The organism is Pseudomonas sp. dw_612 (assembly GCF_018449725.1).
Taxonomy (GTDB): domain Bacteria; phylum Pseudomonadota; class Gammaproteobacteria; order Pseudomonadales; family Pseudomonadaceae; genus Aquipseudomonas.
This window is the reverse complement of the sequence record NZ_JAAVVC010000002.1, coordinates 413,140-429,182: the sequence shown is the minus strand read 5'-3', so window position 1 is coordinate 429,182 and position 16,043 is coordinate 413,140. Positions and strand designations below refer to the sequence as shown.

At 59.6% G+C, this 16,043-nt stretch carries 18 protein-coding genes; 17 read left to right on the top strand and 1 reads right to left on the bottom strand.

All coding sequences use genetic code 11. The features are described from left to right. Window position 1: 1 nt before the first annotated feature. Window positions 2-2,569, bottom strand: coding sequence for a DNA mismatch repair protein MutS (gene mutS, locus HB680_RS05185; RefSeq protein WP_213937601.1), 2,568 nt, complete (start codon window positions 2,567-2,569; stop codon window positions 2-4). Between the two features lie 208 nt (window positions 2,570-2,777). Here mutS and HB680_RS05180 point away from each other — a divergent pair, with 208 nt between their 5' ends. The 17 genes from HB680_RS05180 to HB680_RS05100 all read left to right on the top strand — a co-directional run bounded on the left by HB680_RS05180 (window position 2,778) and on the right by HB680_RS05100 (window position 16,043). Next, window positions 2,778-3,512 carry an XRE family transcriptional regulator gene (locus tag HB680_RS05180; RefSeq protein ID WP_213937600.1) on the top strand — a complete coding sequence of 245 codons (735 nt, stop codon included), beginning with the start codon at window positions 2,778-2,780 and terminating at the stop codon, window positions 3,510-3,512. Window positions 3,513-4,069: 557 nt separating this feature from the next. Continuing rightward, complete coding sequence (locus HB680_RS05175) at window positions 4,070-4,495, top strand: tail fiber assembly protein (protein ID WP_213937525.1); 426 nt, start codon at window positions 4,070-4,072, stop codon at window positions 4,493-4,495. Between the two features lie 153 nt (window positions 4,496-4,648). Continuing rightward, entirely contained in the window at window positions 4,649-4,999 is a 351-nt protein-coding gene (locus HB680_RS05170; protein WP_213937524.1) for a phage holin family protein, read from the top strand. Between the two features lie 14 nt (window positions 5,000-5,013). Then, entirely contained in the window at window positions 5,014-5,526 is a 513-nt protein-coding gene (locus HB680_RS05165; RefSeq protein WP_213937523.1) for a hypothetical protein, read from the top strand. 3 nt (window positions 5,527-5,529) lie between these two features. Next, window positions 5,530-6,141 carry a phage baseplate assembly protein V gene (locus HB680_RS05160; protein ID WP_213937522.1) on the top strand — a complete coding sequence of 204 codons (612 nt, stop codon included), beginning with the start codon at window positions 5,530-5,532 and terminating at the stop codon, window positions 6,139-6,141. A 10-nt stretch (window positions 6,142-6,151) separates the two neighbouring features. Next, a complete protein-coding gene (locus HB680_RS05155; RefSeq protein ID WP_213937521.1) occupies window positions 6,152-6,484 on the top strand; it encodes a phage baseplate protein in 333 nt (110 codons plus the stop codon). Continuing rightward, window positions 6,481-7,476, top strand: coding sequence for a baseplate J/gp47 family protein (locus HB680_RS05150; RefSeq protein WP_213937520.1), 996 nt, complete (start codon window positions 6,481-6,483; stop codon window positions 7,474-7,476). The genes HB680_RS05155 and HB680_RS05150 overlap by 4 nt, the downstream gene beginning before the upstream one ends. After that, complete coding sequence (locus HB680_RS05145) at window positions 7,473-8,108, top strand: phage tail protein I (protein WP_213937519.1); 636 nt, start codon at window positions 7,473-7,475, stop codon at window positions 8,106-8,108. The genes HB680_RS05150 and HB680_RS05145 overlap by 4 nt, the downstream gene beginning before the upstream one ends. After that, complete coding sequence (locus tag HB680_RS05140) at window positions 8,109-10,037, top strand: phage tail protein (RefSeq protein ID WP_213937518.1); 1,929 nt, start codon at window positions 8,109-8,111, stop codon at window positions 10,035-10,037. Window positions 10,038-10,039: 2 nt separating this feature from the next. After that, entirely contained in the window at window positions 10,040-10,501 is a 462-nt protein-coding gene (locus HB680_RS05135) for a phage tail assembly chaperone (RefSeq protein ID WP_213937517.1), read from the top strand. Between the two features lie 98 nt (window positions 10,502-10,599). Further along, window positions 10,600-10,785, top strand: coding sequence for a hypothetical protein (locus HB680_RS05130; protein ID WP_213937516.1), 186 nt, complete (start codon window positions 10,600-10,602; stop codon window positions 10,783-10,785). Window positions 10,786-10,787: 2 nt separating this feature from the next. Continuing rightward, window positions 10,788-11,954: a phage tail protein gene (locus tag HB680_RS05125; RefSeq protein WP_213937515.1), complete on the top strand. Its 1,167-nt coding sequence runs from the start codon at window positions 10,788-10,790 to the stop codon at window positions 11,952-11,954. Continuing rightward, window positions 11,954-12,460 (top strand): phage major tail tube protein, encoded by a 507-nt coding sequence (locus tag HB680_RS05120; protein WP_213937514.1) that lies wholly within the window; start codon window positions 11,954-11,956, stop codon window positions 12,458-12,460. Before HB680_RS05125 ends, HB680_RS05120 begins: the two co-directional genes overlap by 1 nt. A 215-nt stretch (window positions 12,461-12,675) precedes the next feature. After that, window positions 12,676-13,257, top strand: coding sequence for a phage tail assembly protein (locus tag HB680_RS05115; RefSeq protein WP_213937513.1), 582 nt, complete (start codon window positions 12,676-12,678; stop codon window positions 13,255-13,257). A gap of 128 nt (window positions 13,258-13,385) precedes the next feature. Beyond that, window positions 13,386-15,455, top strand: a complete 2,070-nt coding sequence (locus tag HB680_RS05110) for a phage tail tape measure protein (protein ID WP_213937512.1) — start codon at window positions 13,386-13,388, stop codon at window positions 15,453-15,455. Continuing rightward, window positions 15,455-15,838, top strand: a complete 384-nt coding sequence (locus HB680_RS05105; RefSeq protein WP_213937511.1) for a phage tail protein — start codon at window positions 15,455-15,457, stop codon at window positions 15,836-15,838. Before HB680_RS05110 ends, HB680_RS05105 begins: the two co-directional genes overlap by 1 nt. After that, window positions 15,831-16,043 carry a tail protein X gene (locus tag HB680_RS05100; RefSeq protein WP_213937510.1) on the top strand — a complete coding sequence of 71 codons (213 nt, stop codon included), beginning with the start codon at window positions 15,831-15,833 and terminating at the stop codon, window positions 16,041-16,043. The genes HB680_RS05105 and HB680_RS05100 overlap by 8 nt, the downstream gene beginning before the upstream one ends.

Sequence of the window (16,043 nt, the reverse complement as noted above, 5' to 3'; positions counted from 1 at the left end):
GTTAGATCCGTGTCTTTAGTGTATAGAGCATTTCCAGTGCGCGACGCGGGCTCATATCGTCCAGGTCGAGTTTGGCCAGTTCATCCAGCACCGGATGCGGCAGGCTGGCGAACATATCGCTCTGCTGCGGCGCGGCCGGTTTGCCTTTGGATGGCTTCGGAACTTCGTGGGGCAGGGCGGTGGCTTCCAGTCGGGCCAAGTGCTCACGGGCACGCACGATCACTTCGCTCGGCACACCGGCCAACTGCGCAACGGCCAGGCCGTAGCTCTGGCTGGCAGGCCCCGGCAATACGTGGTGCAGGAACACGATGCGTTCGTTGTGCTCGGTCGCGTTGAGATGCACGTTGGCCACCAGCGGCTGGGCCTCCGGCAACACGGTCAGTTCGAAGTAGTGGGTGGCGAACAGCGTGTAGGCGCGCAGATGCGCCAGGCGCTCGGCCGCCGCCCAGGCCAGGGACAGACCGTCGAAGGTGCTGGTGCCGCGACCGACTTCGTCCATCAGCACCAGGCTGCGTTCGGTGGCGTTGTGCAGGATGTTCGCGGTTTCGCTCATCTCGACCATAAAGGTCGAACGGCCACCGGCCAAGTCATCGCTGGAACCGATCCGGGTGAAGATCCGGTCCACGAGGGACAGTTCGCAACTAGCTGCCGGCACAAAACTGCCGATATGCGCCAACAACACGATCAACGCGGTCTGACGCATGTAGGTGGATTTACCGCCCATGTTCGGACCGGTAATCACCAGCATGCGCGTGTTGTCGTCGAGGCTCAGGTCGTTGGCCACGAACGGCGTGCTCAGCACTTGCTCGACCACCGGGTGACGCCCCTGGTTGATGCGCATGCACGGCTCGCTGACGAAACGCGGGCAATTCAGGTCAAGGTTCAGCGCCCGTTCCGCGAGGTTGCTCAATACGTCGAGTTCGGCCAGGGCGGCGGCGGTGTCCTGCAACGGCGGCAACTGGGCGATCAAGTCTTCAAGCAGCGCTTCGTAGAGCATCTTCTCGCGAGCCAGGGCCCGGCTCTTGGCCGACAATGCCTTGTCTTCGAACGCTTTCAGCTCCGGCGTGATAAAGCGCTCGGCGCCTTTGAGTGTCTGGCGGCGGATATAGTCCGCTGGCGCCGACTCGGCTTGTTTGCTCGGCAACTCGATGAAGTAACCGTGAATGCGGTTGTAACCGACTTTCAGGTGCGACAGGCCGGTGCGCGCTTTCTCTCGGGCTTCGAGGTCGATCAGGAACTGACCGGCGTTTTCGCTGAGCGATTGCAAATCATCCAGCTCGGCGTCGTAACCGGTTTTCAACACGCCGCCGTCACGGATGACGGCGGGCGGGTTGTCGATAATGGCTTTTTCCAGCAGCGCCGCCAGTTCCGGGTAGGTGCTGGTGGTCGCGGCCAGTTGAATGATGTGCGGAGCGTCGAGCTCGGTCATTGCCACTTGCAGCTCGGGCAGTGCGCCGAGAGCGTCGCGCAGGCGGGCCAAGTCACGAGGACGGGCGTTACGCAGGCCGATCCGCGCCAGAATCCGCTCGATGTCGCCGATTTCCTTGAGTTGCGGTTGCAGCTTTTCGAAACGGTAGCCGTCGAGCAGGCAAGTGATCGAGGACTGACGCGCGAGCAACACGGTCAAATCCCGCAGCGGACGGTTCAGCCAACGGGTCAGCAAACGGCTGCCCATGGCGGTCTGGCAGCGATCGACCACCGATTGCAGAGTGTTCTCGCGACCGCCGGCCAGATTGGTATCGAGTTCCAGGTTGCGACGGCTCGCGCCATCCAGCACCACGGTGTCGTCCAGGCGCTCATGACGCAGGCTGCGCAAGTGCGGCAGGGCAGTGCGCTGGGTTTCCTTGGCGTAGCTGAGCAGGCAACCGGCGGCACCGATGGCCAGGGTCAGGTTCTCGCAGCCGAAGCCTTTAAGGTCTTGGGTGGAAAACTGCTGGCAGAGACTTTTCAGCGCGGTATCGCGCTCGAAATCCCACGGCGCACGGCGACGAACCCCACGGCGTTTTTCCGCCGGCAGGTCCTTCGGCCAATCGTCCGGGATCATCAGCTCTACCGGATTGACCCGCTCCAGTTCCGCCAGCAGGTTCTCCCAGCCTTTGATTTCCAGCACGGTGAAGTTGCCGCTGGTGATGTCCAGCACCGCCAGACCGAACAGACGTTCGTCGCCCAATACCGCCGCGATCAGGTTGTCCCGACGCTCATCCAGCAACGCTTCATCACTGACCGTCCCCGGCGTGATGATCCGTACCACCTGACGGTCCACCGGCCCCTTGCTGGTCGCCGGGTCGCCGACCTGCTCACAGATCACCACCGACTCGCCAAGCTTGACCAGCTTCGCCAGGTAACCTTCCGCGGCGTGGTAAGGAATCCCACACATCGGAATCGCCTGGCCCGCCGACTGCCCACGGGCGGTCAGGGTGATGTCCAGCAACTTGGCGGCCTTCTTCGCGTCTTCATAGAAGATCTCGTAGAAGTCACCCATGCGGTAGAACATCAGCTGGTCAGGGTGCTGGTTCTTCAGGCGCCAGTATTGCTGCATCATCGGCGTGTGCGAGGACAGATCGGAGATAGCTTTATTCATCGGAAATCAGGAAAACTCGTTGAAAGGTGTAGGGCAAAGGAGGGGCATCGGCCCGGCTTTTCCGCGATGGGCGCAAGGTTAACATGAGCGGTCTGCCGGACGCAGGCCTCTGGGGCTGGTGGCTGATGGCAACTTTTTTGCGTTTTATGCATATCTGCATTTGTTTTCCGCAAAAAGATCAAGCACTATTCGCGTTATGCAAAAACGCAATGTTTCTTCAGTCTTAAGAGCGCTGCTCGATCAGCACGGGATCTCCCCCACGGAGCTTCACCGTCGCACCGGCGTGCCTCAATCCACACTCTCGCGCATTCTCAGCGGGAAGATCGTCGATCCTTCGGATAAGCACATCTCGAAGATCGCCGAGTACTTCGCCGTGAGCACCGATCAGTTGCGCGGGCGCGTGGATGTTGCGCCAGTCGCGGGTGCCGGGCGCGAGCCCATACATTCCGAACTCAAGGACATAAGCTTGTGGGACGACGATACTCCTGTCGATGACGACGAGGTGTCGGTCCCCTTTCTTCGCGAGGTTGAATTGGCTGCTGGATCAGGAAGATTCGTCATCGAAGAAAGCGAGCGCTCCAGCTTGCGCTTCGGCAAGCGCAGCCTGCGTCACAACGGCGTGCAGTTCGACCAGGCCAAGTGCGTGACAGTGCGCGGCAACAGCATGTTGCCGGTCCTGCGCGATGGTGCCACCGTTGGCGTGAATGCCGGCAAATGCGGGATTGGCGACATCGTCGACGGTGATCTGTACGCGATCAACCATAACGGTCAGTTGCGGGTGAAACAGCTTTATCGCCTGCCGACCGGTATCCGCCTGCGCAGCTTCAATCGCGATGAACACCCGGACGAGGACTACACCTTCCAGGAAATCCAGGAAGAGCAGATCGTCATCCTCGGCCACGTTTTCTGGTGGGGCATGTACGCCCGTTAACCTCAACCCTGTCAGATAAAACCCGCCACCCAGCGGGTTTTTTTTCGCCTGCCGAAAACCACCAATGCCTTTGCTGGCGGGGCTTTCATGCGTCTGTGCATTTGTCGTGCATAAATAAATGCATTTACGCATTGACTGTATATGCATCCATGCATATTCTTTGTCTCAAGCCGCTCAACAAAGCGGCTCGAAACCAAGCTCTTTAGTTCCACCACAAAGGCAGCGATGAACCGGCCTCAACGGTTCAGAGGGTTGGCAACTGACCCGGGTGTGCAGCGTAAAGCACCAGAAGCAGTTATCCGGCGGGCAGGGACCGCGGTCGGAAAAACAATTTGAATGGACTCGTACCGCGCCAGTAGCGCCGAAAAGTCAGCTTCCTTTTTTGCACACAGGATTAAAGGAAGGCGAAGGACCGCATTACTGAAAAGCCCGGCGAGTGCCGGGCTTTTTGGAATGCCTACCTGAAGTCATTACCGCGCACAAAATAATCGTGCGCAGTGGCAGGCGTGCAGACATCAAAACAGCTCTCGCAGAGCACCAGCAATAAGGACGAATTAATGAATCGTTATGTGTTTGTTCCAACGGAATATCAAAGTCCGTTTCCCAGAGTCAGTCATATTCTGGACGCTGAAGAAATGCCCACTACCTACCCGGATGGCCTATTTGGTCAATGGATTGATGTAACAGGCAATACCACCGTTCAAGTGGGATGGAAGGCTGATTACGTGGGTGGGTGGGTCTTCTCTGAGCTGACCTATCAGGACTATCTCAATTTGGCCGTACGGAATACGAATCAGCTCTTTAGTGCTGCTAATAGTTGGCTGATGTTCAATCCCTTGCAATACAAAGTCGATCTGGGTGTCGCCACGCCTGCTGATGAAGCTGCACTGCTTGCTTATAAGCAGTACTACGTTGCTATCAGCGAAGTGAAAAACCAATCCGGCTACCCACAAACGATCAACTGGCCGGTGGCTCCCTTTTAATTCACCACGCTAGTCCGACCCGACACCGGGACCGCATTACTGAAAAGCCCGGCAAGTGCCGGGCTTTTTGGAATGCCTACCTAACGTCAGGCACTTCAAGAGACATCGTTTGAACTACACACACTACTTATCAATCACCCCAGGAGGCGTGACATGACAAACGAGCAACAAGCGTTGCTGGACATGCCGATCTGGCTTGTCATCGTCCTCGCCCTGGTGGGCGGGGTGTCCGGCGAAATGTGGCGCGCCGACAAGGAAGGCGCCCGAGGCTGGGCGCTGTTGCGGCGCCTGGCGTTGCGTTCCGGGGCCTGCGTGATCTGCGGGGTCTCCGCGATCATGTTGCTGTACGCCGCTGGCGTATCGATCTGGACGGCGTGTGCGTTTGGCTGCCTCACGGCGATGGCTGGAGCGGACGTGGCGATTGGGCTGTACGAGCGCTGGGCAGCCAAGCGCATCGGCGTCTGCGATGTCCCGGCCCGTGACTCTCACCCGGATCAACAATAAACCGGAGGCCATTAATGCCCGCCATTCTCGAAAAGCCTTCGCAACTGGTGACCGCCATTACCGAGGCGTTGCACATCGCCATGCCCGGCCTGAGGGTCGGCAGCCATCAAGACGTCGACAGCCTCGGCGATTCGACTTGGGTGCTGATTGCGATCGACCATGATGCGCCGGGCAACCGTGCGAATAACGGACGCATCGCACATGTCCTGACAGTGTCGTTGCAAGTCGTGTTGCCGGCACCGGGCCCCGAAGTATGCGACCTGGCCAGCGAGTTGAAAAACCTCGTCACCGACAACCGCTGGAAACTGCCAGCCGAGCAATGCGACCTGCCGCAAGACATCGATGGTCTACCGGTCCTATCCCCCAGCGGTACACGGGAATACAACGCCTGGACGGTTTCATTCACCCAAACCCTGTACCTCGGGCCGCTGCTGTTGGAAGACCCGACAGGCATTCCGAAATTTGCCCGGACCTGGGAGGTGTCGAACATCGACGACCCGGATCAATACACCGCCCTTGAGGACTAGCCCATGTTTGATGCGCTGCTACGGATGCAACTGAGTCCGATCATCGAACGACTGGCGCAGATGGAAACCGAGCTTGAAGACCTGTATCGACGCGCCGACAGCTTTTGTCGGATCGGTGTGTGCCAGGAAGTCGATGCCGCCAGCAATACCTGCAAGGTCCGCCACGGTGAATTGCTGACCCCGGCCATCCGCTTTTTCAACCCGAGCGCCGGGGCTCAGAGCGAGTCGCGGATCCCCTCCGTCGGCGAGCAATGCCTGTTGCTCAATCATGGCGGCGGCGAAGGTGGCAGCCAGTCGGTCGCGCTGTTTGGTCTTAACGGTGACCGGTTTCCGCCGGCCTCGACACTGGCGTCGCTGACCCGTCGCCTCTATCAGGATGGAACGGAAAACGGCTACGACGATGCCAGTCATGTCCTGCACTGGAAGAACGGCCCGGCGGCCTTCATCGGTTCCCGAGAGTCGCTCGAATTGAGTATCGGCGCGGCCCGGCTGTCGATGACACCCCAGGCAATCACCTTGCAACTGGGGGCGGTCGGTTTGCTGATCGACGCTGCCGGTGTGCACCTGAGCGGCCCGTTGGTGGATCACCAGGGTCGCGTCATCAGTACCGCATAAAGAGCTTCCCATGATCGGAATCGATAGAAACACCGGAGCCACCGTCGACGACTGGCTGCAGTTTGTGCAGCGCGCCACCCGGGCGCTGACCACGCCGTTGGGCACCCGCCAGAAGCGTCCTTTGTATGGCAGCACACTCCCCGAATTGTTGGGGCAGAACCTCGGCGACGATGTGCTGATTCTGGCCCAGAGCCATGCAGCGCAGGCGTTTTACAACAAGCAGAACGGCATCGACGATTTTGAGCCGCAGATCATTGTGGCCAGCCGGCAAGGGGCGGGGTTGTTGCTGCGTTTTGCCGGCACCTGGAAAAACCGTCAACAGACCTTCGAGGTGGTGACATGAGCATGTTGATCCCCGGCCAGAACCAATTGGCCGAGCCGGCGATTGTCACCGTCGAAGCGTTCGAGGACTTGCTCGCCGAGTTCAAGACCTTTGTCGTTGAATACGTCGGTGCCCGCTCTCCCGAGAGCGCGGCGAAGCTGAAAGTCAGTCTGGACAATGAAAGCGAACTGCTGACCCTGGCCCTCGAGGCCTTTTGTGTGCGGCTGCAAACCCACGAGCGCAGATACAACGCCCGCATCAAACAGATGCTGGCGTGGTGGGCGACGGGCAGCAACCTCGATGCGCGACTGGCAGACATGGGCCTTGAGCGTCAGTTGCTGGACCCGGGCGACCCGGCGGCGTTCCCGCCGATCCCGCCGGTGTTTGAAAGCGACGATGATGCCCGGTTGCGTTATTACCTGGCGCCCCATGCCCCGGCGGCGGGTTCACGAATGCAGTATCGCCGGGAGGTGTTCACTCTGGGTGAGCGGCCGGCGGTGAAGGTCGAAACCGCGGCGGCGGGTGTGGTGACGGTCACTTACACCTTCGACCCGGACGGTTATGCCGCGCAGGTCAAGGACGGCAACGGACGCCGTACCGCGCCTGGCGAAGTGATGGTCACCGTGCTGGCCCGTGAGGGCGATGGCACGGCGTCCGCTGACCTGCTCAACGGTGTTCGCCAGCATTTCGCCCGGCCTGATGTACGCCCCGAAACCGACCTCGTCACCGTGCAAGGCGCGCAGATCAAAACCTACAAAATTCGCGTCGTGGCGAAGATCAACGCCGGTCCTGATTCGGGGCTGACCAAGGTCGCCGCGCAACAGCAGTTACAAGCGTATGCCGACTCCTGTCATCGCCTCGAAGGGCGGGTTGACCCGAGCTGGATCGACTACACGCTGCACAGCGCCGGCGCGGTTCAACTGCAAATCCTCGAACCGCTGGCGCCGATCGTGACGACGGCGTTCCAAGCCCCGTATTGCACGGGTGTCGAGGTCGAGGTGGACACGCTATGAGTGACGACATACCTCGGCCGAGCCTGTTACCGGCCAACAGTTCACCGCTGGAAAGGGCGCTTGATCTAGGTTTTGGCCGATTGCTCGAGCGCATCACGCCGCCGTTTCCGGAGTTGATGAACCCCACCGAAACACCGCTGGCGTTCTTGCCCTACCTCGGCGCGGATCGCGGGGTCAGCGAGTGGAGCTCCGCAGCGCCCGAAGCGGAAAAGCGTTTAACAGTCGAACTCGCCTGGCCCACCGCACGGCAGGCCGGCACTCGAAAAGCGCTGGAAAACGCCGCCAAAGGCTTGCAACTGCAACCCGTAGTGCGCGCCTGGTACGAGCAATCGCCGCCCGGCCAACCCTACAGTTTTTCCGTCCGGGCTTTTTCCGAGCAGCCCTACAGCGAAGCAATCGATGCGCGCCTTGATCGACGCCTGGCGGATGCCAAAAGCGAGCGTGACACCTTAAAGGTCTCCGTCGGCCTGAGTGCCTTCGGCAATCACGTCATCGCCGCCGCCACTGTGTGCGGCGAGCTGACCACGGTTTATCCGATTGTCATCGAAGGGCTCGAGGCCTCGGGCCAGGCCTTTATGGCCGCCGGGCTCTACACCGTCGAAACCTCCACTATTTATCCTCAGGGGTCCTAAATGGCCGACTATTACACCCTGCTTACCAACGCGGGGATCGCCTACGAAACTGCCTGCAAAGCGGCGGGCCTGCCGATCAAGTTGTCTCAACTGTCCGTCGGTGACGGCGGCGGCGCGGTTTACAACCCGGCCGCCACCGACACCGCGCTCAAGCGCGAAGTCTGGCGCGGGCCGCTCAATGCTCTGTTCCAGGACGAGAAAAATCCAAGCTGGTTGCTTGCAGAAGTGACCATCCCGCCTGAGGTTGGCGGTTGGTATGTGCGCGAGGCCGGGATCTGGACTGATACCGGGATTTTGTACGCCATCGTTAAATACCCGGAGTCGTTCAAACCGGTATTGGCGACGTCGGGGTCGGGCAAAGAGTTCTACATTCGCTCGATTTTCGAGACCGGTAATGCGGCGTTGGTGACGCTTCTGATTGACGACACCGTGGTCAAGGCGACGCGTGCGTGGGTGACGAGTTATGTTGCCGACGAACTGTCGAAGCTCGATGTAAAGCAATCTGTACGAGCCGCGACTACGGCCAATATCGTTTTAAGTTCTGCGCAAACCCTTGATGGTGTCGCGGTCGTTGCGGGTGACCGAGTGCTGGTTAAAAACCAGACGCTGGCGAAGGACAATGGATTGTACGTGGTGGCTAACGGTGCCTGGCTGCGAGCGAGAGACGCTAACTCCAGCTTGAGGGTATCTCCCGGGCTAATCGTTTCTGTCGAACAAGGTACGACGCTGGCCGACACGATCTGGCAACTGGTGACAGACGGGGCGATAGTCCTCGATACGACGCTGTTGATGTTTCAGAACATCACCCAAGGTTTTGCACCGCTCAACTCCCCGGTGTTCTCGGGTAATCCTACTGCTCCGACGGCGAACGTGTTCAGCAATGATAATGCAGTGGCGACGACTCAGTTTGTTCAACGCGCTCTAGGCAATTATGCAGGGCAGACGAACTACGCGGTAAGCACTGAACTGACGGTTGCGGATGTCGGGAAACTGTTGATTTTTACCGAGGCGTCTTTGACTGCGACACTTCCGGCGTGGGATAGCGTTCCGCCCGGAGGGTTGGTCACGATAACCAGCACTGCTGGTGTGACGGTCAAGGCCAAAGCCTTAGAAACGCTAAATGCACAACTCGGGGCGCCCGGGCCGTTTGTATTGCTCGCGGGATCTCGTGGGGTGTTTCGTCGATTGCTGCTGGGCGGCGGATGGAGTTTTGAGGGCGGAGATGCTTCGCTGAAGTACTCGCCCGTATTGACTGGACCCTATTGGGTTACGCCGCCTCAATTCGATAACGGCAAGTCATTTGCAACTACGGAGTTTGTGCAACGTGCACAAGGAAACTTCGCTGGTCGCGTAGATATCCTGGCGCTGCCCGCGACGCTGAATGTTTCGTCCGCCGGGAGCCGTATCGTAATCAACGCCACAGGGATTCTTACCCTGCCACCTATTAATTCTGTGCCAAGCGGAGCCAATTTCTATATCTACAACGCGTCCCCCGGTGTGATTACCATTGTTCGGCAAGGTGCCGATATTATTAGCTCTTTCGTCAGCTGGGGGTTGGCGTCGGTGACTCTCCAGTCCGTGTCTAACATCGTTATTACAGCAGGCAACGGGCAATGGGTCGTGGAAGGCGGGATGTCCTCGCTGAAATACTCTTCCGAGTTTGCCGCCGTTGTCGGAACAGCTGCGGCCAGCCAGCAACTGCCGGGTCTGATGATCAAAGTAGGGAATATCGCTAACGCTTCGACTGCAGCAACCATCCCGTTGACATTTCCGGTGTCGTTTCCGAATGCCTGTGTCGGTTTAGTGTTTACGCCGTGGTCAACTTCTGGGGCTGTCTTTTCACATAACGGGCGGGATAAGTCCGGCGCCACAGTTTCCAGGGGGGCGAATGCCGCATTTTATTTTGATTACATTGCTATCGGGTATTAAGCATGAGCAAGTTTTACAGTCGTATCGATGATGTTCGGGGTGGCTTTTTTGATCCTGCCGTCCATGGCGAAATTGGAAGTCCTGGCTGCACCATTCCAGAGGGCGCAAAGGAAATCACGGAGGAACAACACGCCGAGTTAGTGGCCGCTCAAAGTGGCGGGAAGTTGATTATTCCTGACCCTGACGGTTATCCGATGGCGATTGAACCGCTGCCGCCGACCAATGATGAGGTGGCTGCTACTGAACGGGCTTGGCGGGATCAGCGTCTATCTGAAACGGACAGCTTGGTAACCCGCCATCGCGACGAACTGGGGGAGGGAGTCGCGACCACTCTCGCGGCTGAGCAGTATGCCGAGCTGCAAATCTACCGGCGCGGGCTGCGCAACTGGCCGCAAGGGACAGAATTTCCCTTGGCGGATCACCGTCCCGTTGCGCCCACCTGGCTCTCAGGCCAGCTCCAATAAACGCCCCGCACCGCCGGGGCGTTTTCTTATCCGCTACACCCCAACACAACCCGAAAGCCCCAATCGAATGGGGCTTTTTCGTCTCTGGAGAAACCCAAATGGCAGAACGCCAAACCTACACCGTCCTCGTCCCGTTCCCCGTCGGGCGTGGTCACTGGTCGACCGCCGGCCAGGAACTCGACCTGCTCGACGTCGAAGCCAATGCACTGCTCAGCGCCGGTCGCCTGGAGCTGAAATCCACATCCACCAAGGCCTTGAAGGCCGCTGCCAAGAAGGCTGAATAACCATGGCTGAGGTTTTGAACTTCGAGCACAACGGCATTACCGTCAATGCCACCGAATCCCCCGAGGCCATGGGTGGCTTGGGTGACAACGTCATTGGTCTGGTCGGCACCGCGCCGAAAGCCGATCCGCTGATTCCGCGTAACTCCCCGTTTCGCATCAACAGCTTCACCACTCAAGCGCTGCTCGATCCGACCGGCACCGAGTCGGGCACGCTGTTTCAAGCGGTGTACCAGATCCTCAAAGTGGTGAAGGTGCCGGTCTACGTGGTGATCGTCGAAGAGGGCACCGCCCCGGCAGACACCATCAACAATGTGATCGGCGGCATCGAGCCGGTGACCGGTCGCAAACTGGGCCTTGCCGCGCTGAGCGGTGTGCCGGAAGACCTGACCATCATCGGTGCCCCAGGCTTCACCGGCACCAAAGCTGTGGCCAGCGAATTCGCTTCGTTCGGCAAGCGCATCAAGGCCCGCGTAGTGCTCGACGGCAAGGACGCCGCAGTCGCTGATCAAGTGACCTACAGCCAGGAATTGGGCGGCGCGGACCTCGGTTTCGACCGCTGCCTGGTGGTGCACAACATGCCGGCCGTTTATTCCAAAGCGGCGAAGAAGAACGTGTTCCTCTCGCCGTCTAGCCTGGCAATTGCCGCACTGGCCAAGGTCAAGCAATGGGAAAGCCCGGGCAACCAGGTGACCTACGCCGAAGACGTTTCCCGGGTCGTGGAATACAACATCCTCGACACCTCCACCGAAGGCGATCTGCTCAACCGCTACGGCATCAGCTACTACGCCCGCACCGTGCTCGGCGGCTTCTCGCTGCTGGGTAACCGTTCGATCACCGGCAAGTTCATCAGCTACGTCGGCCTGGAAGATGCCATCAGCCGCAAGCTGGTGAAGGCCGGCCAGAAAGCCATGGCCAAGAATCTGACCAAGTCCTTCATGGACCAAGAGGTCAAGCGCATCAACGACTGGCTGCAAACCCTGGTCGCCGACGAAACCATTCCCGGCGGCAGCGTGTACCTGCACCCGGAATTGAACAGCGTCGAGAAGTACAAGAACGGCACTTGGTTCATCGTCATCGACTACGGCCGCTACGCGCCGAACGAACACATGATTTACCAACTCAACGCCCGCGATGAAATCATCGAGCAGTTCCTGGAGGATGTTCTCTAATGTTTACCAACCGCGTAAGACAGGCCATCGCGGCCACCCTGCAAGGCCTGCCGTTGTCGGCGACTGTGGAAAGTTTCGCCCCGCCGAAGATCGACTTCAACATGGAAACCATGACGGGCGGGCGCTTTATCGGTGAAGACATGGCCAAAAGCGCCACCGTGCTGACGGCTACGCTGACCCTGCAAGGCATGGGCCCGGAAGTCATGCTGGCCCTCGGCGTGACGCTGGGTGAGGACATTCTGCTGAATGTGCGTGAAGCCGGTCAGGATCAGGACGGCAACACCTGGTTCACCTATCACACGATCGGCGGCAAGCTGAAGTCCCTCACTGAAACAACACTCAAGATGCCGGATAAGCCGACCACCGCGCTTGAGTTCACTTGCCGCACCTACAACCGCCTCGAAAACGGCATCCCGGTGATCGACATCGACGTGCGCACCCAGAAGTTCATGCTTAACGGCGTCGACATTCTCGGCGACGCTCGCCGCGCGGTGTTGCTGCCGTAAACCCCGCAACATCCCTTATGCCACTCGGTTGAATGCAGTCCCTGTGGGAGCGGGCTTGCTCGCGAAGAGGCCGTCAGCTTCGAGATCAACGTTGGCTGACCCACCGCTTTCGCGAGCAAGCCCGCTCCCACAGGGGAGGCTCACTGGCCTTGATATTCGCATTCACCAATCTGCATTACGCAACACCTCCCCACGATCCACCAAGGAATTCATTCATGTCCTGGACGCCTCCTGTTCACGTCTTGCTGTCGCCGATCACCGCCGACAATCAGGCGCAGATCGAGCAGATTCAGCTCAAACCCTTGTTTTACGCCGCACAGAAAGAGGCCCTGGCCCGTGCCGGTGACGACGAGGACGATCAGTTTTTCGAACTGGCGAAATTGGCCACCGGGTTGTCGGTCAAGGAACTCGACCAACTCAAACGCCCGGACTACGTGAGCATCGCCCAGTACGTGCACGAAATGTCGACCCGTCCGGCTTCGTACTTTCTGGAGCAGGACGAGCAGGGCGCCCCATCGGCAGACCCCGATCAAGTGCACCTGCTGCAACCGCTCACCGCAGCGGGCCGCAGCATGACTGCGCTGACCCTGGAAATGCCGGTACTGCGCGCCACCAAGGCGATGAAAAAACTGAAAACCGCCAAGGAGCGCGCCGAGTTCATCACCGCCCATTGCACCGGGCTGATGCTGCCCGATCTGGACCTGCTGACCGTGCCCGACTGGACACAGCTTCAGGTACGCATCGACGATTTTTTAAACAAACCGGCGGACTTCTTTCGGAGCGCGACATCGAAGTAATCCTCGATGTCGTGCCGCTCATTTACCACGTAAGTGAAGCGGAAATTCTGGAGTGGGACGCCGGCAAGGCATTGCGCCGCTACGACATCGCGATCACTCGCCTTGGCGTGAAACAGGAGTAGAGCGGGATGGCAGAGAGTGACTATTCGCTGCACGGTGCGGACCTCAATCGCATTGAGCTGCCGCAACTGGGCAGCGCCTCTGAAACGCCGGGGCTTGTCGGCTTCGACGACCCGTTGGCGGGGCTGAACCAGGCACTGACAATGGCCAGCCTCGATATCCGTCTGTTGGTGGTCGAGCAGGAAAAGCTCCGTGAAACCCTGGCGTCGTTGAACGGTGCACTGTCATCGCAGCAGTCATTGCTCAAGGCCAATGCATCGGCGCCTGCACCAGCCAGTGAGACAAAGTCAAAGCTCAAGGCTGAAGTTGACCAGCGTGCGCCGCCAGAGGAATTGAGGCCCGCAATGGCGGCGCAGTCGGCCCTCGTCGACCTGAATCAAAAATTACAGTTGCCCCCGGATCAGCTTCAGGAACTGGGCAATGAGACCCAGAAGATAGCGGGTGAAAAGCGCACCGCCCCCAGTGGCGCAACAGGGGTGCAACTGGTGCAGGTGCAACAGGCGGCGGTTGATGCCCGGGTCCTCAAGGACGTACAACCGCAGGACCGAAAACAGACGCTGACGGATCTCACACGCGACAGCGCCATCATGGCCTCGGCGTACAAGCTCGATATCAAGGACGCCGGCGCACTCATGACGGGTTGGCGCACATCGTTACACCTTGATCGAGCGAAAAGCCTCGACCTGGGCAACGCGGCCAACCGCCTCGGCGCCAGTCTCGATTTGAAAGCGTCAGCAGCAGATATTGGTTCGGTCGTACTGAGCGGCGGCGAGCCAGGTTTGGCCGCCGGCATGGCACCTGAACAAGCGGCGGCGATCGCCGCGGCCCTGCTGAGTGCTTCCGTAGGCAAGGAAGAAGCTGGCGCCTCGTTGAAAACCCTTGGCACCGCGTTCGGCAAAGGTGACAACGCCACGCCAGAGCAACGTGCTGCCTGGGTTCAACTGGATATCGAACCCGGGGCTCTCGCCAGCCGAATGCGCACGGATGCACCGGGGGCGATCAGCGATGTGCTGGCGGCCCTGAAGAGCAAGCCGGCTGAGCAACAGACTTCGTTGATCAAGACGCTGTTCGAGGGCGACGAGGGCATCGGCAAATTGCTGAAGTCGCCCCAGGAACTGAAGACTGCCTTGTCAGTGGCCTCCGACAAGGGCGACGGTGACAAGGGCTCGATGGCGCAAACCGCCGAAGCCCGAGGGAACACCTCGCAAGGGCGCGGGAATGCGCTGGACGCGAGTTTGACCCGACTTGATACGGCGATCGGAAACGCAGTGGCGCCGTTTACCGAGCTCGCGATGCTCGGCGCCGACACGGTAATCAGTGGTGTGAGCTCCGTGGTGGAGGCCTTGCCGAAAGCCACCGCCGCGTTGACCTTGCTGGGCGTTGCGGTCGCAACGCCGTTGCGCGGACCCATCCTGAACAAACTGACATCGGTGGTCTCTTCCACCGCCACAGAACTGTTCAAACCGGACCCCGGCTTTCTGCCGCCGGGGGCTTCTGGTCCGCCACCTCCGAGTCCTACGATACGTAATCGACTGGCCACGACCATGGCCAGGGCCAAGACCTTCACCGGCCGGTTAGGTGCGCCTCTGGTGTTGGCCAATGCAGGTTATGACGGGGTTAAAGCTCTGATGGTCGGCGATTACAAAGCTGCTGCCGGCGCTGTCGGTTCGGGTGTTGGCGGAGTCGCCGGAGGTTATGCCGGCGCTGCAACTGGCGCCTTGATTGGCAGCTTCATTCCCGTGCCAGTCCTGGGCACTGCGGTGGGGGCTTTGGTGGGTGGCCTGGTGGGTTCCTACTTCGGCAGCAAGGGCGGTGAAGCGCTGGGAGAGTCTGTTTACACCGGGGCTGATCGACTCTTGTCACCGGAACAGGTCAGCAAAGACCTGACCAACACTCAGACAACCAGCCAGCAAAACGCACTCACCGCCAATATCTACATCAACGGTCAGGATCAAACCAGCGCCGCTCAACTGGCCAACCTGGTGGTGCAGCATATTTCCGGGCAATTCGGCCTGATGACAACGACCAATCAACTCGCCGTGCGACGTGACACGGCCCTGACCGATGGGGTGGCTTGATGAGGCAGCAAATGGCACTCGGCACGTTCATTTTTGGCTTGTCGAGCAACTTCGCCTATGACGGCCTGGTGCGCAAGTCCGACGGTGGCTGGGTGAAGATCGATATCCTGACCAGCAAGCCCAAGTCCAGCCAGACCGGCCAAGGCCTGCAAACCCTGACGATTACCGGCAAGGCGATGTACGCGGTGGCCATGGACCGGCTCGATGAATTGCGCGCTTTGCAGGCGCTGCGAATCCCGCTGCCGCTGGTTGATGGCATTGGTCGCAACTGGGGGTTGTGGCGGGTCGACGATGTGACGGAAACCCAAAGCTGTGTGATTGATGACGGCACGGCGATGTTGATCAATTGGTCGATTAACTTGGGGGAATACGTCAATGCGTAAGGTACGAACGATTGCCGGTGACTCGGTGAATCTGTTGCTCTACCGCGAAACCGAGCGTTGTGACGACGCAGCCGAAGAAGCGTTGTGGCGCCTCAACCCGACGCTGGCCGAGCAAGGTCCGGTACTGCCCGCAGGTGTCTGGGTGGTGCTGCCGGAACTTGAATCCAGGCCCGCAGCGAAAACGCCGGTCACGGCTTGGGATTAA